The 25,703-nt window shown below is 71.1% G+C and carries 24 protein-coding genes; 15 read left to right on the top strand and 9 right to left on the bottom strand.

What is annotated here, in order from left to right; genetic code table 11:
* Positions 1 to 84 precede the first annotated feature (84 nt).
* Complete coding sequence (locus ACQPXB_RS36685; RefSeq protein ID WP_432846101.1) at positions 85 to 921, top strand: LLM class flavin-dependent oxidoreductase; 837 nt, start codon at positions 85 to 87, stop codon at positions 919 to 921.
* 7 nt (positions 922 to 928) lie between these two features.
* Here ACQPXB_RS36685 and ACQPXB_RS36680 read toward each other — a convergent pair whose 3' ends face one another.
* Positions 929 to 1,477, bottom strand: coding sequence for a DUF4262 domain-containing protein (locus ACQPXB_RS36680; RefSeq protein ID WP_432846100.1), 549 nt, complete (start codon positions 1,475 to 1,477; stop codon positions 929 to 931).
* Positions 1,478 to 1,565: 88 nt separating this feature from the next.
* Here ACQPXB_RS36680 and ACQPXB_RS36675 point away from each other — a divergent pair, with 88 nt between their 5' ends.
* From ACQPXB_RS36675 to hrpA, 3 genes are all read left to right on the top strand, one after another.
* Entirely contained in the window at positions 1,566 to 1,877 is a 312-nt protein-coding gene (locus ACQPXB_RS36675) for a hypothetical protein (protein ID WP_432846099.1), read from the top strand.
* A 42-nt stretch (positions 1,878 to 1,919) separates the two neighbouring features.
* On the top strand, positions 1,920 to 3,101 hold the full coding sequence (locus ACQPXB_RS36670) for a cation:proton antiporter (protein WP_432846098.1): 1,182 nt from the start codon (positions 1,920 to 1,922) through the stop codon (positions 3,099 to 3,101).
* 62 nt (positions 3,102 to 3,163) lie between these two features.
* Positions 3,164 to 7,045, top strand: coding sequence for an ATP-dependent RNA helicase HrpA (hrpA, locus tag ACQPXB_RS36665; protein WP_432846097.1), 3,882 nt, complete (start codon positions 3,164 to 3,166; stop codon positions 7,043 to 7,045).
* Between the two features lie 239 nt (positions 7,046 to 7,284).
* On the opposite strand, the gene ACQPXB_RS36660 is transcribed toward hrpA, so the two are convergent.
* Positions 7,285 to 8,160, bottom strand: a complete 876-nt coding sequence (locus ACQPXB_RS36660) for an AraC family transcriptional regulator N-terminal domain-containing protein (protein ID WP_432846096.1) — start codon at positions 8,158 to 8,160, stop codon at positions 7,285 to 7,287.
* Between the two features lie 152 nt (positions 8,161 to 8,312).
* Between ACQPXB_RS36660 and ACQPXB_RS36655 the strand changes: the two genes are divergently transcribed.
* On the top strand, positions 8,313 to 9,395 hold the full coding sequence (locus ACQPXB_RS36655; RefSeq protein WP_432846095.1) for an aldo/keto reductase: 1,083 nt from the start codon (positions 8,313 to 8,315) through the stop codon (positions 9,393 to 9,395).
* A gap of 3 nt (positions 9,396 to 9,398) precedes the next feature.
* Here ACQPXB_RS36655 and ACQPXB_RS36650 read toward each other — a convergent pair whose 3' ends face one another.
* Together ACQPXB_RS36650 and ACQPXB_RS36645 are read right to left on the bottom strand one after the other, a co-directional pair.
* A complete protein-coding gene (locus tag ACQPXB_RS36650; RefSeq protein WP_432846094.1) occupies positions 9,399 to 10,367 on the bottom strand; it encodes a hypothetical protein in 969 nt (322 codons plus the stop codon).
* 18 nt (positions 10,368 to 10,385) lie between these two features.
* Entirely contained in the window at positions 10,386 to 12,077 is a 1,692-nt protein-coding gene (locus tag ACQPXB_RS36645) for a bifunctional 3'-5' exonuclease/DNA polymerase (RefSeq protein WP_432846093.1), read from the bottom strand.
* A 154-nt stretch (positions 12,078 to 12,231) separates the two neighbouring features.
* On the opposite strand from ACQPXB_RS36645, the gene ACQPXB_RS36640 reads away from it, so the two are divergent.
* Positions 12,232 to 13,869 (top strand): acyl-CoA synthetase, encoded by a 1,638-nt coding sequence (locus ACQPXB_RS36640; RefSeq protein WP_432846092.1) that lies wholly within the window; start codon positions 12,232 to 12,234, stop codon positions 13,867 to 13,869.
* Positions 13,870 to 14,038: 169 nt separating this feature from the next.
* On the opposite strand, the gene ACQPXB_RS36635 is transcribed toward ACQPXB_RS36640, so the two are convergent.
* Positions 14,039 to 14,305: a hypothetical protein gene (locus ACQPXB_RS36635; RefSeq protein WP_432846091.1), complete on the bottom strand. Its 267-nt coding sequence runs from the start codon at positions 14,303 to 14,305 to the stop codon at positions 14,039 to 14,041.
* A gap of 85 nt (positions 14,306 to 14,390) precedes the next feature.
* A complete protein-coding gene (locus ACQPXB_RS36630; RefSeq protein ID WP_432846090.1) occupies positions 14,391 to 15,314 on the bottom strand; it encodes a hypothetical protein in 924 nt (307 codons plus the stop codon).
* Positions 15,315 to 15,743: 429 nt separating this feature from the next.
* Between ACQPXB_RS36630 and ACQPXB_RS36625 the strand changes: the two genes are divergently transcribed.
* Genes ACQPXB_RS36625 through ACQPXB_RS36610 form a run of 4 tightly spaced genes read left to right on the top strand, consistent with a single transcriptional unit; the run spans position 15,744 to position 18,900 of the window.
* Positions 15,744 to 16,496: an SDR family oxidoreductase gene (locus ACQPXB_RS36625; RefSeq protein WP_432846089.1), complete on the top strand. Its 753-nt coding sequence runs from the start codon at positions 15,744 to 15,746 to the stop codon at positions 16,494 to 16,496.
* A gap of 21 nt (positions 16,497 to 16,517) precedes the next feature.
* Positions 16,518 to 17,174, top strand: a complete 657-nt coding sequence (locus ACQPXB_RS36620; protein ID WP_366587197.1) for a histidine phosphatase family protein — start codon at positions 16,518 to 16,520, stop codon at positions 17,172 to 17,174.
* A 10-nt stretch (positions 17,175 to 17,184) separates the two neighbouring features.
* The gene (locus ACQPXB_RS36615; protein ID WP_432846088.1) at positions 17,185 to 18,102 is read left to right on the top strand and encodes an SMP-30/gluconolactonase/LRE family protein; all 918 of its coding nucleotides are present in this window, start codon (positions 17,185 to 17,187) and stop codon (positions 18,100 to 18,102) included.
* Between the two features lie 42 nt (positions 18,103 to 18,144).
* Positions 18,145 to 18,900, top strand: a complete 756-nt coding sequence (locus ACQPXB_RS36610) for a 2-keto-4-pentenoate hydratase (protein WP_432846087.1) — start codon at positions 18,145 to 18,147, stop codon at positions 18,898 to 18,900.
* 60 nt (positions 18,901 to 18,960) lie between these two features.
* Here the strand turns inward: ACQPXB_RS36610 and ACQPXB_RS36605 are convergent, their stop codons facing one another.
* Both ACQPXB_RS36605 and ACQPXB_RS36600 read right to left on the bottom strand, forming a co-directional pair.
* On the bottom strand, positions 18,961 to 19,788 hold the full coding sequence (locus ACQPXB_RS36605; RefSeq protein ID WP_432846086.1) for an enoyl-CoA hydratase family protein: 828 nt from the start codon (positions 19,786 to 19,788) through the stop codon (positions 18,961 to 18,963).
* Positions 19,785 to 20,477 (bottom strand): SDR family NAD(P)-dependent oxidoreductase, encoded by a 693-nt coding sequence (locus ACQPXB_RS36600; RefSeq protein WP_386947834.1) that lies wholly within the window; start codon positions 20,475 to 20,477, stop codon positions 19,785 to 19,787. Before ACQPXB_RS36600 ends, ACQPXB_RS36605 begins: the two co-directional genes overlap by 4 nt.
* A 68-nt stretch (positions 20,478 to 20,545) precedes the next feature.
* Here ACQPXB_RS36600 and ACQPXB_RS36595 point away from each other — a divergent pair, with 68 nt between their 5' ends.
* The 4 genes from ACQPXB_RS36595 (at position 20,546) to ACQPXB_RS36580 (ending at position 24,580) form a co-directional block, all read left to right on the top strand.
* Positions 20,546 to 21,391 (top strand): PaaX family transcriptional regulator, encoded by an 846-nt coding sequence (locus ACQPXB_RS36595; RefSeq protein ID WP_432846085.1) that lies wholly within the window; start codon positions 20,546 to 20,548, stop codon positions 21,389 to 21,391.
* Positions 21,388 to 22,179, top strand: coding sequence for a tryptophan 2,3-dioxygenase (locus ACQPXB_RS36590; RefSeq protein ID WP_366587209.1), 792 nt, complete (start codon positions 21,388 to 21,390; stop codon positions 22,177 to 22,179). Before ACQPXB_RS36595 ends, ACQPXB_RS36590 begins: the two co-directional genes overlap by 4 nt.
* Positions 22,176 to 23,369, top strand: a complete 1,194-nt coding sequence (locus ACQPXB_RS36585) for a kynureninase (protein WP_432846084.1) — start codon at positions 22,176 to 22,178, stop codon at positions 23,367 to 23,369. The genes ACQPXB_RS36590 and ACQPXB_RS36585 overlap by 4 nt, the downstream gene beginning before the upstream one ends.
* A 137-nt stretch (positions 23,370 to 23,506) precedes the next feature.
* A complete protein-coding gene (locus ACQPXB_RS36580; RefSeq protein ID WP_366587215.1) occupies positions 23,507 to 24,580 on the top strand; it encodes a Glu/Leu/Phe/Val dehydrogenase dimerization domain-containing protein in 1,074 nt (357 codons plus the stop codon).
* A gap of 66 nt (positions 24,581 to 24,646) precedes the next feature.
* Here ACQPXB_RS36580 and ACQPXB_RS36575 read toward each other — a convergent pair whose 3' ends face one another.
* A complete protein-coding gene (locus ACQPXB_RS36575; RefSeq protein WP_432846083.1) occupies positions 24,647 to 25,174 on the bottom strand; it encodes a DUF6790 family protein in 528 nt (175 codons plus the stop codon).
* 57 nt (positions 25,175 to 25,231) lie between these two features.
* On the opposite strand from ACQPXB_RS36575, the gene ACQPXB_RS36570 reads away from it, so the two are divergent.
* Positions 25,232 to 25,657 (top strand): MarR family winged helix-turn-helix transcriptional regulator, encoded by a 426-nt coding sequence (locus ACQPXB_RS36570; protein WP_366587219.1) that lies wholly within the window; start codon positions 25,232 to 25,234, stop codon positions 25,655 to 25,657.
* Positions 25,658 to 25,703 lie beyond the last annotated feature (46 nt).

The following is a 25,703-nucleotide window of genomic DNA, read 5'->3' as shown; positions in this document are numbered from 1 at the left end:
GCCTCCCGAAGGTCCGGGTCCGAGGTTACCGCCGGGTCACTTCGGGGCCGGAATCTCCGCCCGTCCGGCGTGGTTGAGCACGGTGTGACGGACTTCGGGCGGGACATCTCGACGGGTTACTTCCTGGTGCCGAACGCGGCCGACGCCCTGGTCGAGCACGCGCGCGAGCTGGAGCGGACGGGGTTCGAGCACCTCGCCGTGCAGGACCACCCGTACCAGCGCCGGTACGTGGAGACGTTCTCCCTCATGGGCGTGCTGCTCGGCGCGACGACGAAGATCCGGGTGTTCCCCGACGTCGCCAACCTGCCGCTGCGCAACCCCGCTGTGCTCGCGAAGGCCGCCGCCAGCCTCGACCTGCTCTCGGGCGGCCGCTTCGACCTCGCCGTGGGCGCCGGCGCGTTCTGGGACGCGATCGTCGCCTACGGCGGCCCGCGCCGCACCCCAGGCGACGCGCTCGCCGCCGAGGAGGAAGCGATCACCGTCATCCGGAAGATCTGGAGCGGCGACCACAACCTCCGCTTCGACGGCCGCTTCCACTCCCTGGCCGGCGCGCACTCCGGCCCCGTGCCGGCGCGTCCGATCGGCCTGTGGCTCGGCTCGTACGGCCCCCGCGCGCTGCGCCTCACCGGCCGTCTGGCCGACGGCTGGGTCGTCAGCCTCCGCGACGACCCCGCCGAAGCCCTCCGCATGGCCGCGGCCGTCGACGCGGCCGCCGTCGACGCCGGCCGCGACCCGGCCTCGATCCGCCGCGTCCTCAACGTCGGCGCCACCCCGACCGCCCCGGAACTCGCCGACTTCGCCCTCGCCGGCGGCTTCGACACCTTCGTCCTCTCCGGCGCCGACGACCGGGCGTCACGCGTGTTCATCGCCGAGACCATCCCGGCCGTCCGCGAACAGGTGGCGGCCGAACGCTCGGCGTGACGGCGGCTCAGAGCTCGACGGTCCAGGGCCCCTTCGGATGCCGGTGCGGGTCGAGCCACAGCTGAGGTTGCCGCAGAGCCAGGTCCGGAGCGAACTCGTCCTGCTCCGGGAAACGGCCCTCGCGATCGGGCCAGAGCACTTGCAGGAAGCGTACGACGGGACGGGTGGCGCGGTAGAAGCCTTGTGCCGTCCCGAAGAACACGCCGTGCCAGCCCTCGTCGACCGGCCGCAGCGCCAGACGGCCGGACTCGAGGACGTCGTCCAGCTCGGCACCGGCGGCCGGTCGGCGGCCCGCGGCCACCTGCTCGCCGATCAGGTTGAGCAGCCGCATCCCGGGCCCCGGCTCGAGCCCGACCACGGCGAGCTCCGGCACGCGGAACGAGTGCCACAGCCCGACCGTGAACGTCCAGCCCGCGCTGACCTCGTCCTCCGGGATCGCCAGCAGACCCCAGCCGGGGTCGGCGATGTGCTCGAACAGGCCGGCGTCGACGGAGTCGAGGCGGTCCCGGTCGCCGTAGTCGAGGCAGACCATGCACTTGCAGGAGTCGGTGGACACGACGGGAAGGGTATCCGGCCACACCCGTGCCGAGCGTCCACTGTGGATCGCCGGCACTACATTAAAGAGCTGGTAAACTGACCCCACGATGACTGCTGCCGCCGCCACCGCGCCACGGCACCGGTCCATCCTCAGTGTCCTGCTCGCTGCCTTGCTGCTCCTCGGGGTCGCCGCGCCCGGGCCGGTGCCCGCCGGCGCGGAGCACCACGAACCCAAGCCGACGCTGGTCGCCCAGCAGTCACCGCACTTCGTTGCCGCGCAACCGATCCCGGACGCCACGCCGCCGGAACAGGCGAAACAGCGCCCGGCTGCGACAAACACCGCCACCGCCCACAAAAGCTCCACCACAGGACACCGATCCGAACCGAAAGTCCCCGCCCGCGCACCGCCCTCCACCTGAGTACGTCACCCCTCACCCGTACTCAGCTGTTGGAGGTTTCCCATGACCAACGGTCATGCCTTGCTGGCCGTCGGCGGTGCGTTCCTGGCGGCCGGGGTCGTCGCGCGCCTGGGCAGTAAGATCGGGCTGCCGACGATCCCCTTGTTCATGCTGGCCGGCTTCGTGTTCGGTCCGCACACACCCGGGTTGTCGCTTGTGGACGACCCCGCCGAGCTCGGCGTGCTGGCCGGGCTCGGCCTCGTGTTCCTGCTGTTCTACCTCGGCCTCGAGTTCTCGCTCGACGACCTCGCCCGCGGCGGCAGACGCCTGGCCGCGGCGGGGCTGGGCTACCTGCTGCTCAACGTGGGCGGCGGGCTCGCGTTCGGGTTCACGCTGGGCTGGGGCACGCGCGAAGCGCTGGTGATCGCGGGGGCGATCGGCATCTCGTCGTCGGCCATCGTGACCAAGCTGCTGCTCGAAACCCGCCGTACCGCCAACCCCGAATCGCGCCTGATCATGGGCGTGATCGTGCTCGAAGACCTGTTCCTCGCGCTCTACCTGGCCCTGCTGCAGCCCGTGCTCAGCGGCGCCGACGGCTTCGGCGCGGCGTTCGCCGACTTCGGCAAGGCGCTCGGCTTCCTGCTCGTGCTCGCGGCGCTGGCGCGCTGGGGTGGCCGGCTCGTGTCGCGGCTGTTCGGTTCGGCCGACGACGAGCTGCTCACCGTGTGCTTCGTCGGCGTCGCGGTGCTGGGCGCGGCCGTCGCCGAGGAGGTGGGTGTGTCCGACGCGATCGGCGCGTTCATGGTCGGCATGATGCTCGGCGGCTCGAAGGTCGCGCCGCGCGTGCACAAGCTGGTGCTGCCGCTGCGCGACGCGTTCGGGGCGCTGTTCTTCTTCATCTTCGGCCTCTCGATCGACCCGGGCGCCGTCGGGACGGTCGTGGTCCCCGTGCTGGCGGCCGTCGCGCTGACGCTGGTGCTCAACCTCGCCGCGGGCGCGTTCGCCGCGAAGTTGCACGGCTTCGACCGCCAGGCCGGGGTGAACATCGGGCTGACCGTGCTCACCCGGGGCGAGTTCTCGCTGGTCCTCGCCACGCTCGCGGCGGCGGCCGGGCTCGACCCGCGCGTGGCCCCGTTCGTCGCCGGATACGTGCTGCTCCTGGCCGTGATCGGGCCGCTCGCGGTGGTGCGTTCGGAGCGGCTGACCTGGCTTTTGCCGGCTCGGCTGACCCGGCAGCGGGGGTGACGGGAGACCCCGGGCATATTCAGGAGCCACGCCCGTCACGCACCGCTATCCTCGAAACAAGTATGTCCACTCAATCCTCCCTCGAGGCGTTGCGCGCGCGGCTGCCCGAGCTGATGTCGCGCGACGAGCACCGCCTGCGCCGTCGGCTCGACGGCGCGCGCCGGTCGCGCGACAAGCAAGCCGTGGCCGAGCGCATCGCCGCCGACGTGACCGCCGCCGAGCTGCGCGTGCAGCGGCGGCGCGAGAGCGTGCCCAAGATCGAGTACCCCGAAGAACTGCCGGTCAGCAGGCTGAAGGACGAGATCGGCAAGGCGATCGCCGAGAACCAGGTGGTGATCGTCGCGGGCGAGACCGGCTCGGGCAAGACGACCCAGCTGCCGAAGATCTGCCTCGAGCTCGGCCGCGGCATCCGCGGGCAGATCGGGCACACGCAGCCGCGCCGGCTGGCCGCGCGCACCGTGGCCGACCGCATCGCGAGCGAGCTGAAGACCGAGCTGGGCGACGCCGTCGGCTACAAGGTCCGCTTCACCGACCAGTCCGGCCAGGACACGCTGGTCAAGCTGATGACCGACGGCATCCTGCTCGCCGAGATCCAGACCGACCGGATGCTGCGCCAGTACGACACCCTCATCATCGACGAGGCCCACGAGCGCAGCCTCAACATCGACTTCATCCTCGGCTACGTCAAGCAGCTGCTGCCGCGCCGTCCCGACCTCAAGGTGATCATCACCTCGGCCACGATCGACCCGGAGCGCTTCTCGAAGCACTTCGACAACGCGCCGATCGTCGAGGTCTCCGGCCGCACCTACCCCGTCGAGGTCCGCTACCGGCCGATCATCGACCCGGAAGACCCCGAGGCCGACCCGGACCGCGACCAGACGCAGGGGATCCTCGACGCCGTCGCCGAGCTGAGTGCCGAAGGGCCCGGCGACATCCTCGTGTTCCTCTCCGGCGAACGCGAGATCCGCGATACGGCAGACGCCCTCAACCGCCTCGACCTGCGCAACACCGAGGTGCTGCCGCTGTACGCGCGGTTGTCGTCGGCCGACCAGCACCGCGTGTTCCAGCGTCACACCGGCCGCCGGATCGTGCTCGCGACGAACGTCGCCGAGACGTCGCTGACCGTGCCGGGCATCAAGTACGTGGTGGACCCGGGCACGGCGCGCATTTCGCGCTACAGCCACCGCACGAAGGTGCAGCGGCTGCCCATCGAGGCGATCTCGCAGGCGTCGGCCAACCAGCGCAAGGGCCGCAGCGGCCGCACGTCCGACGGCATCTGCATCCGCCTGTACTCCGAAGAGGACTTCGAGTCGCGGCCGGAGTTCACCGACCCGGAGATCCTGCGCACGAACCTGGCGTCCGTGATCCTGCAGATGACGTCGCTCGGGCTGGGCGACATGGCCGCGTTCCCGTTCGTGGAGCCGCCGGACCGCCGCCAGGTCACCGACGGCGTGCAGCTGCTGCAGGAGCTCGGCGCGTTCGAGGTGGACGACGCGTCGAAGCTGACGGACATCGGCCGCAAGCTCGCGCAGCTGCCGGTGGACCCGCGGATGGGCCGCATGGTGCTGGAGGCCGCGCGCAACGGATGCGTGCGCGAGGTGATGATCATCGCCGCGGCACTGTCCATCCAGGACCCGCGGGAGCGTCCGGCGGAGAAGCAGCAGGCGGCCGACCAGCAGCACGCGCGCTTCGCCGACCCGACGTCCGATTTCCTCGCGTACCTCAACCTGTGGGAGTACGTCAGCGAGCAGCAGAAGGCGTTGACGGGCAACCAGTTCCGCCGCCTGTGCCGCAACGAGTACCTCAACTACCTGCGCATCCGCGAGTGGCAGGACATCTTCAGCCAGCTGCGCCAGCTGGCCAAGCCCCTGGACATTTCCCTCAGCACCACCCCGGCCGACCCGCAGCACGTGCACACGGCGCTGATCGCCGGTCTGCTCTCGCACATCGGCCTCAAGGACCCGGCCAAGGGCGACTACCTCGGCGCGCGCGGGGCGCGGTTCTCGGTGTTCCCGGGCTCGGCGCTGTTCAAGAAGCAGCCGCGCTGGGTGATGTCGGCGGAGCTCGTGGAGACCTCGCGGCTGTGGGGCCGCGTGAACGCGCGCATCGAGCCGGAGTGGGTCGAGCCGCTGGCCGCGCACGTGGTGAAGCGGTCGTATTCGGAGCCGCACTGGGAGCGCAAGCAGGGCGCCGTGATGGCGGTGGAGAAGGTGACGCTCTACGGCGTGCCGCTCGTCGCCGACCGCCGCGTGAACTACGGGCGCATCGATCCCGAGCTGTCGCGCGAGCTGTTCATCCGCCACGCGCTGGTGGAGGGCGACTGGCACACCAACCACAAGTTCTTCTCGGAGAACCGCGCGCTGCTCGACGAGGTCGAGGACCTGGAGAACCGCGCCCGCCGCCGCGACATCCTCGTGGACGACGAGACGCTGTTCGAGTTCTACGACCAGCGCGTGCCGGCCGACGTGGTGTCGGTGCGCCACTTCGACAGCTGGTGGAAGAAGGCCCGCCGCGGCGACCCGGACCTGCTTTCGTTCGAGAAGTCCATGCTCATCAACGAGACCGCGGGCGGCGTGCGCGAGTCGGACTACCCCGACTCGTGGACGCAGGGCTCGCAGGTCTTCGGCCTCACCTACCAGTTCGAGCCCGGCGCGGACGCCGACGGCGTCACCGTGCACATCCCGCTGCCCGTGCTGAACCAGGTGACGCCGGACGGTTTCGACTGGCAGGTGCCGGGCCTGCGTGCGGAGCTCGTGACCGCGCTGATCAAGTCCCTGCCGAAAGCCTTGCGGCGCAACTTCGTCCCGGCTCCCGACACGGCCGCGTATGTCCTTTCGCGAGTGTCGCCTTCGGACGGTCCGCTGATCGAGGTGCTGTCCGACGAGCTGTTCGCGCTGCGCCGCGTCGACGTGCCGCTGCCGGCCTACGACCTGTCCTCCGTGCCGGACCACCTGCGGGTGACGTTCCGCGTGGTCGACGACCGCGGTCGCAGGGTGGCCGAGGGCAAGGACCTGGAGGCGTTGAAGCTCAGCCTCGCCCCGAAGGTGCGCGAGACGATTTCGAAGGCCGCCAACAGCATCGAAAAGGCGGGGTTGGTCAAGCCGGATTTCGCCTCCCTGCCTCAGATTTTTGCCTCCACACAGCGCGGCCACGACGTGAAGGCGTACCCGGCGCTGGTCGACGAGGGCGCGTCGGTCGCCGTCCGCCTGCTCGACACCCCGGCCCAGCAGCAGCACGCGATGTGGGCCGGCACCCGGCGCATGCTGCGGCTGAACCTGAACTCGCCGATGAAGTTCATCACGCGGTCGCTGTCCAACTCTTCCAAGCTCGTGCTGAACCGCAACCCGCACGGCAGCGTCGCCGCCCTGCTGGAGGACTGCGTCGACTGCGCCGTCGATTCGCTCATGGCCGCGGCCGGCGGCCCGGTCTGGGACGAGGCCGGCTTCGCGGTGCTGCTGGAGCACGTTCGGGCCGGCTTGAACCCGGCCGTGCTGGCGGTCCTCACCGACGTCGAGCGCATCCTGCGCGCGGCCATCGAGGTGGAGACGGTCCTGCCGGACACACGCGGCCCCGCGGAATCACTGGCCGACATGCGCGCGCAGCTCACCGGCCTCGTCCACGCGGGCTTCGTGACCGAAACGGGCGCTTCCCGCCTGCGCGACGTCGAGCGCTACCTGCGCGGCATCTCGCGCCGGCTCGACAAACTCGTCTCCGAGCCCACCCGGGACCTGCAACGGACGGCCGACATCGCGTGGATCACGGAGGAGTACCGCTCCGCCCTGGCCACCCTGCCGGCGGGCACCTCGTCACCCGCGCTGTCGGAGGTGCGGTGGATGATCGAGGAACTGCGGGTCTCGTTCTTCGCCCAGACCTTGGGGACCGCGTATCCGGTGTCGCTGAAACGCATCACCAAGGCTCTGGACGACGCGGTGGCGGCTGTTTGACAGCGAGCGTCACTGCCGCCGCACCTGCCGACACGATCCCGGCGAACGCCGAAAAGGCAGCGGCCTGACCGCCGACACTCTTGAAGACCACCGCAGCGGCTTTGCTCCACGCGCGCTGCCGCACGGCGAGCTTGGGAATTCGCTGCTGTTGGCGAAACGTGAAGTGCACACTGTGCGATCTTCGTTGCCCCGAAGGGATTTCTTCGCGTTGGGCCGTGTGGTGCCTGGGGCGCGGGAATTCAGTTCGTGATCCCCGCCCGCAGGCGGGTCGAGTCCTGGCCCGGGGGGACGCCGAACTGGCGGCGGTATTCGCGGCTGAACTGCGACGCGCTGTCGTAGCCCACGGCGTAGCCGATGGAGGCGACGTCGTCGTCGGTGCGGGAGAGCAGGAGCAGGCGGGCCTCCTGCAGGCGGATGTGTTTCTGGTACTGGATGGGCGTCATGGCCGTCACGGCGCGGAAGTGGCGGTGGAAGGACGACTCGCTCATCGCCGCGAGGCGGGCGAGGTCGGCGACGCGCAGGGACTCCGCGTGGTGGTCGCGGATCCAGCGGATGGCGCGCCCCACGTGGGACAGGCTGCTGTCGGCGAGGCCGATCTGGCGGATGGTCGCGCCCTGGGCGCCGGTGACGAGGCGCCAGAGGATCTCCTTCTCGATGAGCGGCGCGAGCACGCGGCGGTCGGCCGGGTGGTCGGTCAGGCGCAGCAGGCGGACGAACGCGTCGAGCAGCTCGGCGGGCGCATCGCTCACCGTGATGGCCGACAGGGTGGCCGGGGCCGAGTTCGTGGTGCCCGTTTCGAGCAGGAGGGCGGCGACGGCTTCCGGCTTGAGGACGAGGCCGGCGCCCAGGAACGGTTCCGTGGGGCTGGCCTCCACGAAGTGCCCGGTCACGGGCATGTCGACGGTCACCACGAGGTACTGGCCGGCGCCGTACTCGTAGGTGCGCTCGCCCGTGCCGATGCGTTTGCGGCCCTGCGCGACGACGGCGAGCACCGGGCCGGTCAGCGACGCCGCCGGGTCGGTGGGCGCGCGTTCGCACGACAGCATCAGGCCGCCCGGCAGGTCGGTGCGGCCGGCGTGACGGGTGATCAGCGTGCGCAGCTCGGCGAGGGACACCCGTCGATTCGACCACGGCCGGCCACGACCGGGCAACTGGCGATCGTGACAGGATCAGGCAAGAGGCTACGACTTTCGGGCTCACGGTGGCGGCCTCGGCGCTGGTGTCATAAACGGGCAACGAAATCCCGTGATGAGCCAGGAGAATCCCCGTGAGCCTTGATTCCTACGTCCACCTCGGCCGGTCCGGCCTCGTCGTGAGCCCGTTCTGCGTCGGCGCCATGAACTTCGGCGAGGACACCGGCACCGGCTGCAGCGTCGAAGAGTCCGAGAGGATCCTGCAGACCTACCTCGACCGCGGCGGCAACTTCATCGACACCGCCAACTTCTACACGAACACCCATTCGGAGAAGATCGTCGGCGACTTCCTCGCCGCGACGCCGGGGCTACGCGACCGCGTGGTGCTGGCCACGAAGTTCTTCGTCAACCTGCACCCCGGCGACCCCAACGGCGGCGGCGCCGGCCGGAAGGCGATCCTGCACCAGCTGGACGACTCCCTGCGGCGTCTCGGCACCGACTACCTCGACCTCTACTACCTGCACAACTACGACCGCCACACACCTGTCGAGGAAACGCTGCGGACGCTCGACGATCTGGTCGCGGCCGGCAAGATCCGCTACGTCGGGTTCTCCGACACTCCGGCGTGGTTCACCGCGAAGGCCCAGACGATCGCCGAGTTCCGCGGGTGGGCGCCGGTCGCCGGGCTGCAGATGGAGTACTCCCTGCTGGAGCGCACGATCGAGGGTGAGCTGCTGCCGCTGGCGGAGGACGCGGGGATGGCGATGCTGCCGTGGAGCCCGTTGAAGAGCGGCTTCCTGTCCGGCAAGTACACCCGCGACGGCGCGGCCGCGGACACCCGGCGCGGCGCGGCGTTCGGGGTGGGGCCGACGGAGGAGCAGTTCCGGGTGATCGACGTGGTGGCCGGGATCGCGAAGGAGCTGGGCGTGAGCCCGGCCGCGGTGGCTCTGGCGTGGGTGCGGGGCCGGCCGGGGATCACGTCGACGTTGATCGGGCCCCGGCGGGTGGAGCACCTGACGGAGAACCTGACCGCGCTCGACCTTCGGCTGAGCGCCGAGCAGGTCGCCGCGCTGGACGAGGTTTCCGCGCCTCGGCTCAACTTCCCGGCCGAGCTGAACCGCGGCATGGCCCCGCTGCTGCGCTACGCGGGCGCGACCGTGAACGGGCAGGAGCACGGGGTGTACCCGCCGCTGCTGCAGAACCCCACGCGGTACTGACCGTCAGCCGGCGATGTGGCAGTACAGCCGGCCGCCCGAGGGCTTCGCCTGCTTCGCGAGGGCGGCGAGCTCGTCCACGACGGGTAGCAGGTCCGCGGCGCTGCCCTCGAGCTTCTCGTCGCTCGACCAGAACCCCGCCAGCTCCCGGCGGCGCGCCTCGTCGGTGGCCGCGATGGCGTCGCGGAACTCGTCGGTGAGCGTGACGACCACGATGTCGCCTTCCCCGACCTCCGCGAGCAGCTTCATCGCCCGCGGCCGGTCGGCGGCCGCTTCCTCGCCGATCCCCGTGAGGAACGCCTCGGCCCGCGGCACCTGCAGGTACGGGTCGAGGTGCTTGAAGGAGGCCGTGGGGAACAGCGCGGCCGGGCCTTCGGGCGCTTCGAGGGACGTTACGGCTGCTTCGTCCGAATTCGCCGTGAAGTAGCTGTAGAGCATGGTGTGACTCAACCACAGGGCGACCCCGCGCAAAAGCGGAGCGCCCCGTGGGCCGAGGAGTGGGCGGACGTCAGTCGCCGGAGAAGCCCCAGAAGAAGACCTCCGTGGGGTGCCGTTGTGGTACAGCACCAGGCTTCGGCCGGTCCAGCGCTCGCCCATCAGGTCGGCGAGGGGGCCGGAGGGGCCGGGCTGGAAGACGCGGTCGAAGTCGGCCGCCGACGGTTGGTGGGTGCCGAACACCTCGGTCAGTTCGGTGGCGCTCAACGGGCGGATGGTGCCCACGCTGCCGGCTTCGGAGATCTCGTGGGTGTCGAGGATCGAGTGGGTGCCCGCGTCCCAGAAGTTTTCGGAGTCCTTGGCGGCTTCGAGGTCGGGCAGGGATCTGGGCCGGGGCACGGGCGCGACGTACTCGGGATCGAAGGTCTCCCACGGCCAGAGGTAGTCACCGGTGGACAGGAGTTGTGCCTGGACGAACCGGTGCGTTGCTTTGACGCTGCCGACAAAGGGCGCGCGGTAGTGCCAGCCTGAGGCTCCCATTGACGAATCTCCTCGGGGTTATTTCGCGTCGGCGTAGGTGTCGACGGCGAGGGCCTGCATGGGGAAGTGCACCGGGCACGCTTCGCCGAACAGCATCTGCGCGGACTCGGTCACGGTGGACTCGATGAGGGCCGACACGGTGGGCGCCAGGTCGGCCGGGGTGTGGACGATCACCTCGTCGTGCTGGAAGAACACGAGGTGGGCGGGGGCGGGGAGGCGGCCGCGGAGGGTGGCGAGGAGGACGGCGGTCAGGTCGGCCGCGCTGGCCTGCACGACGAAGTTGCGGGTGAAACGGCCCCAGCCGCGGGAGGCGCGGCGGGCGCGGGTTTCCGTGGCCTCGTCGTCGGCGAGGCCGCCGGTGAGGGCGCGCCACGCGGCGGACGGGGCGGGGGAGGTGCGGCCCAGCCGGGACCGCACGCGTTCGCCGCGTTCGCCGGCGGCCGCGGCTTGCTCCACATAGGACACGGCGTCGGGGAAACGCTGGCGCAGCAGGGCGAGCAGCGGGCCCGCCTCGCCGGAGGTGCCGCCGTACATGGCCGACAGCATCGCGATCTTGGCCCGCGAGCGGTCGTCCGCGGAGCCGGACGGCGGGGGAACGTAGCGGGCGCCCGAAAAAAGCGCCTCGCCCAGCCGGGCGTACAGGTCCGTGGCCGCCGAGACCTCGGCCAGCCGGCGGTCGCCCGACAGCGCCGTGAGCACTCGTGGCTCGAGCTGAGCGGCGTCGGCGACCACGAGTTTCCACCCCGGATCCGCGCGGACGCACGTGCGCAGCACCTTCGGGATCTGCAGTGCCCCGCCGCCGCGGGTGGCCCAGCGGCCGGAGACGACGCCGCCGACGACGTAGTGGGGGCGGAAGCGGCCGTCGGTGACCCATTCGTCGAGCCAGGCCCAGCCGTTGGCCGAGTGCAGGCGCGAGAGTTCCTTGTACTCCAGCAACGGCGCGACGGCCGGGTGGTCGATGTCGCGCAGCAGGTACTTGCGCGCGGCCGGCACCTCGATGCCCTCACGGGCGAGCGCGCGGATGACGCTCGGCGACGAGTCGGGGTTCACCGGCCGCCCGCCGAACGCTTCGGTGATCTGCGCGGCCAACGCGACCAGCGCTTTCGGCCGCTGCCCGGACGGCACGCGCGGACCGAGCCGGGACTCCAGCAGCGCCCGGTGCAGGTCCGCCCGCCACGGCAGCCCCGCCGCCGACATCTCCGCCGCGGCCAGCGCGCTCGCCGACTCGGCCGCCAGCAGCAGCCGCATCCGCCCGGGCGACGCGACGGAAGCCACGCGCTTGTCCTGCTCCGCCAGCACACCACGAACCGCGTCGACGACACTGACGTCAGGCGGCAGGCCCGGTCCGCGCGGCGAGAACAGTGTGGGCTGCGCCGCCTCGCCGAACGCCGGCCCGTCGTCGGGCGGCTCCTCGCCCCGCGCTCGCGCCCACGCCGCGCGCAGGCTGCGCGACTCGCTTTCGCGCCCCTCGTACGCGAGCAGCAGGCCTTCCGCCAGACCCAGGTCGTAACAGCGCCCCAGCCGCACGCCCGCGTCGATGAGCTTCGGGTACAGCGCGTCGACCGAGGGCAGCACCCAGCGCGGCGCCTCGGCCTCCTCGAGCCGCCGCACCTCGGCCACCCAGTCGGCCTTCGACAGCCCGCGGGAGGTTCCCACCGGCGTCGAGATCGTGTAGCCGGAGTCCTCCTCCTGGCCGGTGATCACCTGCACGTCGTCATTGTGCTCGGGGGCACCGACAATTCCGGTCACCGAACCCGGCCGCCGTGGTCTGGTGCACGCCCGCCCGGCTTGGTCTACTGTCGAGTAGCCACCCATACCGGCGGTACGGGCGGCTTTCCCCCGCAGCAGCAACGGAGGTGCCCGGATGAGGAACCCGGCCGGGGTGTTCGGCCTCGCCAGCCAGGTCACGGACAAGGTGGCCGAGACCGTGCGCAGCATCGACGTGATGCGCCGCGCGGGACTCGTGCCGTTCCCGCGGCTCGACGAGGGCGTGCGCTCGGTCGTCGCCATCCGGAAGTACGGCCCGTTCGCCGGCGCCAACCACATCGCCGCACGCCGCGACCCCGCGGCCGTCGGGATCGTCGACGAGCTCGGCCCGCTCACGTTCAAGCAGCTCGACGACCGGTCCAACGCGCTGGCCAGGGCCTGGTCCGAGCGCGGGCTCGGCGAGGGCACCGTGATCGCCGCGCTGTGCCGCGACCACCGCGGCCTCGTGCTCACCATGGCCGCCGCCGGCAAGCTCGGCGCGCGCCTGCTGCTGATGAACACCGGCTTCGCCAAGCCGCAGCTGGCCGACGTCGCGCAGCGCGAACGCGTCACCGCGCTCGTCTACGACCAGGAGTTCACCGGTCTGCTCGACGCGATCTCCGGTGACGTCGAGCGCTACCTCGCGTGGGTGGACGAGCCGGGTGACCACTCGGTGCCGGTGCTCGACGAGATCATCGCCAGCACCGACGACCGCCCCCTGCCCGCGCCCGCCAAGCCCGGCGGGTTCGTGCTGCTCACGAGCGGCACCACCGGCACTCCGAAGGGCGCGCCGCGGCCGCACACGTCGCCGCTGGCGTCCGCGCAGTTCCTCGACCGCATCCCGCTGCGCGCGGGCGAAGCCACGTACATGGGCGCGCCGCTGTTCCACGGCACGGGGCTTTCGCAGTTCATCCTGAGCTTCGCGCTGGGCTGCAAGGTGGTGATGCGGCGCAAGTTCGACCCGGAGCAGACGCTCAAGGGCGTCGCCGAGCACCGGTGCACCACGCTCGTGCTGGTGCCGACGATGCTGCAGCGCATCGTCGACCTGCCGGCTTCGGTGCGTTCGCGGTACGACACGTCGTGCCTGCGGATCATCTTCGTCGCGGGCTCCGCGCTGTCGCCGGACCTGGGCAACCGGGCCAACGAGCAGTTCGGCGACGTCGTGCACAACCTTTACGGCTCAACGGAAGTCGCCGTCGCGACCGTCGCCACGCCGGAGGACTGGCGCAAGGCGCCGGGCACCGTCGGGCGCGCGCCCGTGGGTTGCCGCGTCGCGCTGTACGACGAGCACGGCCGCCAGGTCACCGAGCCGAACGTGACGGGCCGCGTCTTCGTCGGCAGCGGCCTCAGCTTCGGCGGCTACACCGACGGGCGCCACAAGGAGATCATCGACGGCCTCCTCTCCAGCGGCGACGTCGGCCACTTCGACGACGACGGCCTCCTCTTCATCGACGGCCGCGACGACGAGATGATCGTCTCCGGCGGCGAGAACGTGTTCCCCGTCGAGGTGGAAAACCTCCTGGTCGAACGCGACGACGTGATCGAGGCCGCCGTGATCGGCGTCGACGACGAGCAGTTCGGCCAGCGCCTCAAGGCGTTCGTGGTGCGCAGCGAGAACTCCACCCTGGACGCCGACGGCGTGCGCGACTACGTGAAGTCGAACCTCGCCCGCTACAAGGTCCCCCGCGACGTCGAGTTCCTGGCCGAGCTGCCACGCAATGCGACGGGGAAGGTGCTGCGCTCCAAGCTGAGCTGACTCGGTGCGCGTGGCCGGAAGCTACCGAACCGGACATTCACGGCCGGCGGCGCTCTCACTTGTGAGACTTCGGCGGACCGTTCGCCTTGGTGTGTACCGGGAAATCGAGCGGCGTGGCCCGAGTCCGAGTTGAGCGCACGCGAACTCGAACCTGACTTGTCCGGCCCGCTCACTCGGCAAGGTCTTCGGTGGGCCACTTTGTCAGGAAGGCGCCCAGCGCGTTGTCGATCAGTGCTCCTCGCGCGGTGGGCTCCTGGCCTGGGCCCAGGTGCTCCGTGAAGGCGTCGGACAAGACCTCGATGACCAGCTCTTGCTGATCTACGGTCGGCTTTTCCCGCGTCTGAAGGGCATGCAGCAGATCGGGGTTTTGTTCTCCGAGCAGGCTGGTGATGACGGTTCGGAACTCGTCAGGGAGGGTGTCGATGACGGTGTTCACTCATGCCTCCAGCCGGCTCGGGAACGCGCCCACGCGGTGACGACCGTTCCTTCTTCGTTGAGGTTTTGCCACCGGGCCCGCTGACTCACTCCCACCCGATGCCGAAGATGCCCGGCCCGAAGTCGAGGGCCACGGCGTGCACGCCGCCCGCCGAGTCGAGGCGGAGGCGGCGGCGGGTGGGGGCCGAGTCGCCGCGGGAGTATTGCCAGCAGCGTGCGGGTTCGGCTTCCGGGGCGAAGCGGATTTCCAGCAGGTACTCGCGGACGGGGCGGCGGAACTCGCGGTAGTGCGTGGCGCGGCATTGGGGGTAGGGCGGGCCCGCGTTGGTGAGGGAGTACTCGATCAGGTGTGTCTCGCCGCGGTCGACTGGGCGGTCGAAGAGCAGTTCCGCCACCAGGATGCCGAGGGAGGCGTCCGCCTCGAAGCGGCCGACGCGGCAGTTGCGCACGGCGTGGACCTGCGGCACGGACGCGGCGTCGTCCTGCGCGTAGACGAGCAGCCAGCGGTCGAGGCCGTCGGCGCCGGCCTGGAAGACGGCGCGGGACGTGACGGCCTGCTGGCCGCCGTCGGCGGCGATCTCGCAGCGGTCGTGGAGGCCGACGAGCTTGAGATGCTGCTGCTGGTCGAGCATGTTCGGCGCGCCGACGCGGTCCAGCAGCGGCTGCAGCGTCTCGCGGGTGAACGTCAGCGGCTCCTCGCCGACGCGGTCGCGGCGGGTCGCGCCGCGTGGGCGCGGCGGGGGCAGCAGGCCGAGCAACGAGCCGGCCGGCACGTCGAGGATCTCCTCCAGCACGCGCACCGCCGACAGTGAACTCGCGCGTTCGGGCTGGCGTTTGCCCGACTGCCAGTAGCTCAGCGCCGTGACGCTGACGGCCGCGCCGCGGGCCCGCAGCCGGGCCTGGATCCGGTCGAGCGACAGGCCGCTGGAGGTGATCGCCGCGCGCAGCGCGCTCGCGAACGCGGTCCGGGCGCCGTCGGCCCCGGACTCGTCCGCAGTTCCACCAGCCATGCCCCCGCCCGTGGTCTCGCACCGCACCGGTTCGTGGTGAAAACCCGGGTCCGAAACCCGTGGTCCGCCGATCGGGTGTCCGGACCCAGCGCCCGAAAACCCAGAGTGTCCGAAAACCCACAGTGTCCGAACCGACACGCAGACCGTATCAGCAGCCGACCAGGCACTCCGCGTCACCACTGGGGCGAACGGGCTAGTACTGGCAACTGTGAACCATTGCCCTGACCTGCGGGGCCGCGTTTGTATGGCCATCGAGCCCCGCACCGGCGATCCCGGTCGCGGCGGAGTTACTTCGGCCCCGGCCCGCGGTCCGCGCCCCGTGCACGGCCGGCGGCCGTACCCGGTACCGGTGGCCCGGCGATGCCCCCAGCGCCGGGCCACCGGTCAAGGGCCGGGGCACGGTGGTTACCAACCGGTAGGATCCGGCTCATGGTCCTGCGGAAGAACATCCTGATCACCGGCGCCAGCTCGGGGCTCGGCGAAGGCATGGCGCGCCAGTTCGCGGCCCGTGGGCGCAACCTCGCGCTCTGCGCGCGGCGCACCGACCGCCTCGACGAGCTCGCGGCCGAGCTCAAGGCCGCCTACCCCGGGATCACGGTCGTCACCCGCCCGCTCGACGTGAACGACCACGATCGCGTGTTCACCGTCTTCGAGGAGTTCCGCGGTGAGCTCGGCTCGCTCGACCGCGTGATCGTGAACGCCGGGCTCGGCAAGGGCCAGCCCGTCGGCAAGGGCCGCTTCGACGCCAACCGCCAGACGCTGGAGACCAACTTCGTCGCCGCGGCCGCCCAGATCGAAGCCGCCGTCGACATCTTCCGCGAGCAGCGCGAAGGGCACCTGGCCGTGGTCTCGTCGTTCAGCGCGATCCGGGGCCTGCCCAGGAACCTCACCGCGTACGCCGCGTCGAAGGCCGGGATTTCCGCGTTCGTGGCGGGGACGCGCGTCGAGCTGCGCCGCACGGACATCAGCGTCACCGAGATCCGCCCCGGCTACATCGCGTCCGAGATGTCCGCGCGCAGCGGCAGCACGCCGTTGCTGACCGGCGCCGAAGCGGGGGCCCGCGCGATGGCCAAGGCGATCGAGGCGGAGCCGAAAATGGCGTACGTTCCTTCGTGGCCGTGGGTGCCGCTCAGTGCGGTCATGCGCGTGCTGCCCGCCGGGCTGCTGGCCAAGTTTTCCTGACGAGCCAAAGGAGCAAGTGCGTTGGGTGCGATCTACCTCGTCCGCCACGGTCAGGCCTCGTTCGGCGCGGCCGACTACGACGCGCTGTCCGAGCGCGGCTTCGAACAGTCCACTGTGGTCGGTCGTGAGCTCGCGCGCCGCGGCGTCGAGTTCGCGCAGGTGCGCTCCGGGTCGCTGGCCCGCCAGCGCGACACGGCGGCGACGGCGCTGAAGACGCTCGGCTCCGACGTGGCCGTGATCGAGGACCCGCGCTGGAACGAATACGACCACGTGGACATTTCGCGCCACCACGCCGGCGGCGCGCCGCAGGAGGATTCCCGCGAGTACCAGGGCGTGCTCGACGCCGCGCTCGGCGCGTGGGTGGCGGCCGGCGCCGACGGGCCGTGCGCCGAGACGTGGCCGGCGTTCCTCGAACGCTGCACGGCCGGGCTGACCGACCTCATCGCGTCGCTCGGCAAGGGCGAGCACGCGCTCGTGTTCACCTCCGGCGGCGTGATCGGCACGATCGCGGGCGCGATCCTGGGTGTGCCCGAGGTCGGCCTGCTGAAGTTCAACCGCGTCACCGTGAACACCGGCATCACCAAGCTCACCTCGGGCCGCGGCGGCGTGAACCTGCTGACGTTCAACGAACACCCGCACTTCGAAGCGGAGGCGGCGCGGCTGCTCACCTACCGGTAGGAGGTTCGTGATGGATTTCGGTGACGTCACGGTGGTCCCGGTCAACGGGCACGCACCCGAAGACGTGGTGGTCGACGCCGAGGGCCGGGTCTACACCGGCGTCGACGACGGCCGGATCCTGCGCGTGGCCCCCGACGGCCGCCGCATCGACGTCCTCGGCGACACCGGCGGCCGTCCGCTGGGCCTGGAGCTCCACGGCGAGGACCTCCTGATCTGCGACGCCCGCGCCGGCCTGCTCACGATGCCGCTGGCCGGGGGAGCGGTGCGCGTCCTCGCGACCTCCGCCGCCGGCCTCCCCCTGGTGTTCTGCAACAACGCCGCCGTCGCCACCGACGGCACGATCTACTTCACCGACTCCTCGCGCCGCTTCGGCATCGACCGCTGGCGCGACGACCTCATCGAGCAGACCGCCGGCGGGCGCCTCCTGCGCCGGACCCCGGACGGCACCATCGACCTGATCGCCGACGGCCTCCAGTTCGCCAACGGCGTCGCCCTGCCGCCGGACGAGTCCTTCGTGGCCGTCGCCGAAACCGGCGAGTTCCGCGTCACGCGCTTCTGGCTCCACGGCACGCGCCAAGGCCAGCGCGACACCCTCGTGGACGATCTGCCCGGCTTCCCCGACAACATCGCCACCGGCAGCGACGGCCTGATCTGGGTCACGCAGGCCTCCGTGCGAGTGCCTGCGCTGGACGCCGTCCGCCGCCTGCCCGCCTCGTTGCGCGCCGCCGTGCGCTCGCTGCCGGCTGCCCTCCAGCCCACCCCGAAACGTCAGGTCGGCGTGCTCGGCATCGCCGCCGACGGCGCCGTGGAGCACGAGCGGTGGGGCGAGATCCCGGGCTTCCACATGCTCGTCGGCGTCCGCGAACACGCCGGCCGCCTCTGGTTCGGCTCGCTGGAGGGCAATGCCATCGCACACACCGCGGTGTGATCAGATGTCCGGGCCCATCCCGGACCCCCTGAGGAGCACACGGTGACGGACGACGACCTGGCCCGGCGCCTGCTCAAGGCCACCCACGGCGGCCCCGCCGTCGCTCCCGCACCCGTGGCCGACCTCGCACACGCCTACCGCGTCTCCCGCGCGACCCGCGACCTGGCCCTGGCCGCCGGTGACCGCCTCGCGGGTTACAAGGTCGGGCTCACGTCCGACCCGGCCCGCGCCACCTACGGCGCCACCGAACCCGCCTTCGGCCACGTCCTGGCTTCCACGGTGCTGCAAGCCGGGCAACCGTTGCCGACCGCCGCCATGTTCGCCCCGCGCGCCGAAGTCGAAGTCGCCTTCCTCCTCGGAAGCCCCCTCTCCGGCCCCGGCACCACCCCCGAAGCCGTCCTCGCCGCGACCACCGCGATCGCCCCCGCCATCGAAATCGTCGACTCCCGCTGGTCCGGCGGCCCGACGACGTTGCCCATGCTCGCCGCCGACAACACCAACGCCGCCTACGCCTTCCTCGGCCCCCAGGCGCCGGTGCCGCACGACCTTTCGGGCCTCAAGTGCACGCTCACAATCGGGGACCAGGTCATCCCCGGCTCCGCCGCGGCGGTGATGAACGGCGACCCGGCCGCCGCGGTGGCGTGGCTCGCGAACCACCTCGCGGAGACGGGCGAGTCGCTTCCGGCAGGGGCCGTGGTCCTGACGGGCACGCTGTGCGCGCCGACGCCGTTCACGGGCGGGGACACCCTGTTCGCCGAGGTGACGGGGCTGGGCAGCCTGACTCTGGCGACGCAGTAGCCGGCCCCGGGACGAACCGAGTCCCCGGCACCTCGCGTGCCGGGGACTCGTCGTGAGGTGTTACCGGCCGGTCCACTGTGGACTGCGCCCCGCCGACCACGCGGCGTAGAACTCCTTGTGGTCGTGGGCCGTCATCAGCAAGGCCTGCGTCATCGCCTCGAGCTCGATCGACGACCCCAGATCCATGTCCAATTCCCGCGTCAGCAGCACCTTCGTCGTCGAATAGGCCAACGCCGGCCCATCCGCGAGCCGTCGCGCGAGCGCCGCCGCGGTCGACGCCAACTCGGCATCCTCCACCACCGACGTCGCCAACCCGATCGCCTCAGCCCGCGCCGACTCCAGCTTGTCACCCAACATCAGCAACTCCGTGGCCCGCCCGAGCCCCACCAGCCGCGGCAGCAGATAGGCCGAACCCATGTCCGCACCGGCCAACCCGACCTTCGTGAACAGGAACGCGAACTTCGCCGACTTGGCCAGCACCCGGAAATCGGAAGCCAACGCGATCACCGACCCCGCGCCCGCCGCCACCCCGTTGACCGCGGCGATCACCGGAATCGGCGTCTCCCGCAACGCCTTCACCACCGCCCCCGTCATCCGCGTGAACTCGAGCAGCTCGGCGGTCTCCATCTTCTGCAGCTCGCCGATGATCTCCTCGACATCCCCACCCGAGCAGAACCCGCGCCCCTGCCCGGTGATCACGAGCACCTTCACATCCCCGCGGTGCGGCAGTTCCAAAACCAGATCCCGCAGATCCGCATACACGTCGAACGTCAGCGCGTTCAGCTTCTCCGGCCGGTTGAACGTCAGCGTCGCCACGCCGTCGGCCACGGTGAACTCGAAGTGGTCCCACGACTTGGTGATCGGGGCCGTCGCACGGAACGGGCTCATTTCTGAATTCCTCCACCATCGAGTACGAGAGTCTGTCCATTGATCGCCGCCGCTTCCTCCGCGGCGAAGAACGCCACCGCGAACGCGACCTCCGACGGTTCGAGCAACCGCCCCAACGGCGAAGCGGCCGCCAGCGCCGCCTCGGCGTCGGCTTCGTCGCGGCCGGTGCGTTCGCGGATGCGGGCGACCGAGTCGGCCGTCATGTCCGTGCGCACGAACGCCGGGCACACCGCGTTGGCCGTCACCCCGGTGCCGGTGAGCTCCGCGGCGACCGCGCGCATCAGCCCCACGGCGGCGTGCTTCGAGGCCGTGTACCCCGTGGTGTAGCGGTACCCGACGTGGCCGGCCGTCGAGGCCACCGTGACGATCCGGCCGCGGTCACGCGAGCGCATGCCGGGCAGCACCTCGCGGGTGCACAGGAACGCGCCGGTTGCGTTGACCTCGAACTGCCCGCGCCAGTCCTCCAGCGACGTCTTGGCAGTGGGGGCGCTCGACGAGATCCCGGCGTTGTTCACGAGCACGTCGATCGGGCCGAGCTCGGCGAAGTACGAGCGCACGGCCTGCTCGTCGGTCACGTCGCACTCGCGTCTGCCGGGCGCGTGCACCGTGTCACCCGCCGCGGTGAAGTGTTCCGCGATCGCCGCGCCGATGCCGCGAGTGCCGCCGGTGACGACCACCAGCCGTTTCATCCAGCCTCCTGACAACCTGCTCGTTCGAAAGCTACACCGCAGCGGGCTGAGGTGTATAGAGTCATGGCGTGCCCGAGCCATCGCCCACCGGACCGCAGGAGCTGGTGATCACCCTCCTCGGCAGCTACGTGCAGCCGCGCGAAAGCCGGCGCGTGTGGTCGGGCGGCCTCGTGTCGCTGCTCACCGAACTGGGGTTCTCCGACGGCGCCGCCCGCATCGCGCTCACCCGGCTGGTCAACCGCGACCTGCTGGCGCGCCACCGCGAAGGCCGGCTGGTGCACTACTCGCTCACGAGCCGCACGGTCGCGGTCCTGGCCGACGGCGACCGGCGCATCTTCAGCCTCGGCCGCCGCGACCGGCCCGCCGGCGCGTGGACAGTGCTGTGGCAGAACATCCCCGAGACCCGCCGCCAGGCCCGCGAGACGCTCGTGCGGCGCCTGCGGTTCCTCGGCTTCGGCCCGGTGCAGGACGGCACGTGGATCGCCCCGCACGACCGCGAGGCCGAGGTGCTCGGCCTGCTCGCCGAGCTGGGCGTGACCGAGCACGCCGGTCTGATGCTGGGCACCCCCTCTGCGGCGCTGGACGTCCGCCGGTTCGCCGGGCGCGCCTGGGACCTCGACGAGCTGTCCGCCCGGTACGACGCCTTCGTGACCGAGTTCGGCAACACCCCGCGCGGCCCGGACGAGCTGTCCGACGCGCAAGCGTTTACGGTGCGGACGAGACTGGTCCACGAGTTCCGCGTGTTCCCGTCGCTCGACCCCGAGCTGCCCGGCGAGCTGATCCCCGCGCCCGGCCGGCGCGCGGCGGCCGTCGAGCTCTTCCACGACCTGTACGCCGCGCTCGCGCCCGCGGCGCAGCGGCACTTCGACCGTGCCGTGCGGACCGGTGATTTCGACGAGGTGAGGACCCCATGACCCAGACCGACGACACGCAGGCCGCGCTGAGCTACACGTCGTACCTCGCGCTCGACGAGGTGCTGCAGGCCCAGCGCCCGCGTTCCGACGAGCACGACGAGCTGCTGTTCATCGTGATCCACCAGGTGTACGAGCTGTGGTTCAAGCAGATCCTGCACGAGGCGGAGTTCCTGCAGGCCAACCTCGAAGCCGGCAACACCGCGCACGCGATCCGCACGCTGCGGCGCATCCTCACCGTGCTGAAGGTGATCGTCGCGCAGCTCGACGTGCTGGAGACCATGACGCCCAGCCAGTTCACGAGTTTCCGCGCGCGCCTCGACCAGTCGAGTGGCTTCCAGTCCGCGCAGTTCCGCGAACTGGAGGCGGTGCTCGGCCGCCGCGACGAGCGCGTGTTCGCGCACTACCCCGAAGGCGGCGAGCAGCGCGCCCGGATCGCCGCCGCGATGGCCCGGCCGTCCCTGTTCGACTCGTTCCTCAAGTACCTCGCGAACAGCGGTTATGCCGTGGACGGTGATCGGGACGTCACCCGGCCGGTGGCACCGTCGGCGGAACTGCAGGCGGTACTGCTGAAGGTCTACCAGGACGACGGCGGCCCCTCGGTGGTCGCGGAGTGTCTCGTCGACCTCGACGAAGGGATGCAGGAGTGGCGCTACCGGCACGTGAAGATGGTCGAGCGGACCATCGGCGACAAGACCGGGACGGGCGGGTCGTCGGGCGCGAAGTACCTGCGCAGCACTCTCTTCCAGCCGATGTTCCCGGACCTGTGGGCCGTGCGGAGCAAGCTGTGACGACGCTGGACTCCCTGCGCGCGGACGACAACGCGCTCGCGCCGCACTACTCGCGCTTCCGCGTGGCCGACCGGCTGCTGCTCTCGGCGCATTCGCACCAGGCCTGGCCCGACGTCGCGGAGAAAGGCTTACTGGAGGCGTTCGCCGACGCGGCCCGCGACGTCGACGAGAAGTGGGCGGCCGCGTTCGCCAAGGCCGACGAGCTGCGCGCCGGCTTCCGCGCGCTGCTGTCCGACCCGCACGGCGAGTACGCGCTCGGGCAGAACACCCACGAGCTCGTGATCCGGTTCCTCTCGGCGATCGAGCTGCGCGCCCGGCCGCGCCTGGTGACCACCGACGGCGAGTTCCACACCCTGCGCCGCCAGCTCGCGCGGCTGGAGGAAGAGGGCGTCGAGGTCGTGCGGGTGCCGGTGGAGCCGGTGTCGACGCTGGCCGAACGCGTGGCCGCCGAGGTCGACAGCACCACCGCCGCGGTGCTCGTGTCCGCCGTGCTGTTCGAGACCTCGCGGCTCGTGCCCGGGCTCGCGCACCTGGCCGACGTCTGCCGCGACGGCAACGTAGAGCTGGTCGTGGACGCCTACCACGCGCTGGGCGTGGTGCCGTTCTCCCTGCACGACCTGGGCCTCACCAACGCCTGGGTGGTCGGCGGCGGCTACAAGTACCTCCAGCTCGGCGAGGGCAACTGCTTCCTGCGCCTGCCCGCCCACGCGCAGGAACTGCGCCCGGTCGTCACCGGCTGGTACGCGGAGTTCGGCGCGCTCGCCGACCGGCAGCGCCCGGACCGCGTCGCCTACGCCACCGGCGGCGACCGCTTCGCCGGCGCGACCTACGACCCGTCGAGCCACTACCGCGGGGTGCGCGTGCAGCGGTTCTTCGCCGAGCACGGCCTGACGCCGGAGTTCCTGCGCACGGTGTCGCAGCACCAGGTCGGCCTGCTCGCGCAGTGCTTCGACGACCTCGGCCTGCCCGCCGACGTGGTGTCGAGGGATCGGGAGACGCCGCTCGGCATGATCGGCGGGTTCCTGTCGCTGCGCAGCCCGTCGGCCGGCGAGCTGCAGCACGCGCTGGCCGAGCACGGCGTCCGCACCGACAGCCGGGGCTCCTACCTGCGGTTCGGCCCCGCTCCCTACCTGTCCGACAGCCAGCTGGAAGCGGCGATGGCGACGCTCGGGAAGGTCGTCGCCGGCTGATCGACGACCTGCGGTGGTCGGTTCGCGCGGATGGCTCTAGGTTGGCGGTGTGCGGGGTGGACGACCTCCATCCGGCACACCACCTTCCGGAGCGCGCGGCCACGAACCGCGAGCGGTCAGACAAAGGAGTCACCACCGTGACCGAAGGAGTGTTCGGCCGGCACAGCGGCCATGAGCAAGTCGTGTACTGCCACGACGAGGCGAGCGGCCTCAAGGCCATCATCGGCATCTACTCCACCGCACTGGGCCCCGCGCTCGGCGGCACCCGCTTCTACCCCTACGCCACCGAGGACGACGCGCTCGACGACGTGCTCGCGCTCTCCAAGGGGATGGCGTACAAGAACGCGCTGGCCGGGCTCGACCTCGGCGGCGGCAAGGCTGTGATCCTCGGCGACCCGGCCACGATGAAGTCCGAAGCGCTGCTGCGTGCCTACGGCCGCTTCGTGCAGTCCCTCGGCGGCCGTTACATCACGGCCTGCGACGTGGGCACCTACGTGCACGACATGGACGTGGTGGCCCGCGAGACGAAGTTCGTCACCGGCCGCTCGCCCGAAGACGGTGGTGCGGGCGACTCCTCGGTGCTTACCGCGTACGGCGTCTACCAGGGCATGCGCGCTTCGGCCGACCACGTGTGGGGCGTGCCCGAGCTGGCCGGCCGTCGCGTCGGCGTCGCCGGCGTCGGCAAGGTCGGCCACATCCTGGTGGGCCACCTCGTGGAGGCGGGCGCGCAGGTCGTGATCACCGACGTTTCGCCGCTCGCCGTCGAGCGCACGCGCGCCGCGTACCCCGGCGTCGAGGTGGTGTCCGATGTGGACACCCTGATCGGCACGGACCTCGACGTCTTCGCTCCGTGCGCCCTCGGTGGCGTGCTGACCGACGAGACGGTGGCCGCTCTGCAGGCCCGCATCGTCTGCGGCGCCGCGAACAACCAGCTCGCCCACCCGGGCGTCGACAAGCTCCTCGACGACCGCGGCATCCTCTTCGCCCCCGACTACCTGGTCAACGCCGGCGGCGTCATCCAGGTCGACGACGAGCGCCACGGCTTCGACTTCGCCCGCGCCCAGCGCAAGACCACGGCCATCTTCGACACCACGAAGGCCGTGTACGCCCTGGCCAAGGCCGACGGCGTCCCGCCCGCCACGGCGGCCGACCGGCTCGCCGAACGCCGCATGGCCGACGTCGGCCGGCTGCGGTCGATCCTGACAGTCTGACTTCTTGCCCGACGGCGGGCGCACGGGAGTTACCGTGCGCCCGCTTTTCTTTGTTCAGGAAGGGTTTCAGACGAGGGCCGGCGTCGCCTGCTCCGATGTGGACAGTCGCTGCGCGCGGCGCGCCAGGATGATCATCACCGCCGGGATGAGCAGATCGGTGATCACCACGCCGCCCGTGTTGCCCGGTGCGTGGTCGCCGTTGGCGAACCACTGGTGGAGGTGACCGACGGCCGCGCCCCAGAGGAACATCCCGGCGCCGATGCCGATCGTGATGCGTTCCCGGGTCGACGCCGACGCCGACGCGGCGCGGAACCCCATGACCGCCAGCCCGAGATTGGCGAAGGCGATTTCGAACTCGAACGGGGTCCGGGTGAAGCCGATCGCCGTGGACATCACGTCCGGGGCGCCGAGGAACGCCAGCGTCATCCAGAGGCTGCTGCAGCCGAGGGCGACGATGGCCCACCACCGTTGCCAGGTCTCCAGTGCGGCTCGGCGTGAGGAGCTGTGCCACGTGCGGACGAAGGCGCCGATGGCCGGCACCACGACGAAGAGCAGGGGAACGGCGGACTGGGCGAGGTAAGCGGTGGTGGTCATGGCTTGAGTGTTGCATGGTTAATATTAACCTCGCAAGACTCAAGGTAGACTGGTCCCGTGGACGACGATCTCGCTGACTTGCTGCACCGCGTGGTGTTCCTGATGGGGGAGGCCGCGCGCCGGCGGGCCGACGGTGCCGGGGGCCTGAGCTACAGCCAGATGCGGCTGCTGGGCACGCTGGAGGACATCCAGCCGGTGACCCAGCACCAGCTGGCGCAGGCGCTGTCGGTGTCCGATCCGGCGATCAGCCGGGCGTTGCGCCCGCTGGAGACCGCCGGGCTCGTGCAGGTCCGCCAGGATCCCGAACACGCCCGGCGCCGGCTCGTGACGATCACCGAGGTCGGCGCGAAAGCCTTCCACGACAACGGGAAACCGCTCTACGACGAGCTGCGCGCCGCCCTGCTCGAAGCCGGCTTCCCGTACGAGCAGTACCTGCGCGACACCGCAAGGCTGGCCCGGCTCCTGGAACCCCGAGACCCGTGACCCGAGCTGCGAAAGGCAGGAAAAAGGCCCCCTCACCGCGGTGAGA

Origin of the sequence: Amycolatopsis sp. CA-161197, from assembly GCF_050942255.1 — a bacterium.
Taxonomy (GTDB): domain Bacteria; phylum Actinomycetota; class Actinomycetes; order Mycobacteriales; family Pseudonocardiaceae; genus Amycolatopsis.
This window is presented reverse-complemented; position numbering and strand designations above follow the sequence as displayed.

Bases quoted from the DNA above. Each gene is read 5' to 3' on its own strand.
- ACQPXB_RS36615 (WP_432846088.1), top strand. From the start codon at position 17,185: ATGGATTTCGGTGACGTCACGGTGGTCCCGGTCAACGGGCACGCACCC.
- ACQPXB_RS36590 (WP_366587209.1), top strand. From the start codon at position 21,388: ATGACCCAGACCGACGACACGCAGGCCGCGCTGAGCTACACGTCGTAC.
- ACQPXB_RS36600 (WP_386947834.1), bottom strand. From the start codon at position 20,477: ATGAAACGGCTGGTGGTCGTCACCGGCGGCACTCGCGGCATCGGCGCG.
- ACQPXB_RS36630 (WP_432846090.1), bottom strand. From the start codon at position 15,314: ATGGCTGGTGGAACTGCGGACGAGTCCGGGGCCGACGGCGCCCGGACC.
- ACQPXB_RS36675 (WP_432846099.1), top strand. From the start codon at position 1,566: ATGACTGCTGCCGCCGCCACCGCGCCACGGCACCGGTCCATCCTCAGT.
- ACQPXB_RS36670 (WP_432846098.1), top strand. From the start codon at position 1,920: ATGACCAACGGTCATGCCTTGCTGGCCGTCGGCGGTGCGTTCCTGGCG.
- ACQPXB_RS36625 (WP_432846089.1), top strand. From the start codon at position 15,744: ATGGTCCTGCGGAAGAACATCCTGATCACCGGCGCCAGCTCGGGGCTC.
- ACQPXB_RS36640 (WP_432846092.1), top strand. From the start codon at position 12,232: ATGAGGAACCCGGCCGGGGTGTTCGGCCTCGCCAGCCAGGTCACGGAC.
- ACQPXB_RS36575 (WP_432846083.1), bottom strand. From the start codon at position 25,174: ATGACCACCACCGCTTACCTCGCCCAGTCCGCCGTTCCCCTGCTCTTC.
- hrpA (WP_432846097.1), top strand. From the start codon at position 3,164: ATGTCCACTCAATCCTCCCTCGAGGCGTTGCGCGCGCGGCTGCCCGAG.
- ACQPXB_RS36650 (WP_432846094.1), bottom strand. From the start codon at position 10,367: ATGGGAGCCTCAGGCTGGCACTACCGCGCGCCCTTTGTCGGCAGCGTC.
- ACQPXB_RS36605 (WP_432846086.1), bottom strand. From the start codon at position 19,788: ATGAGCCCGTTCCGTGCGACGGCCCCGATCACCAAGTCGTGGGACCAC.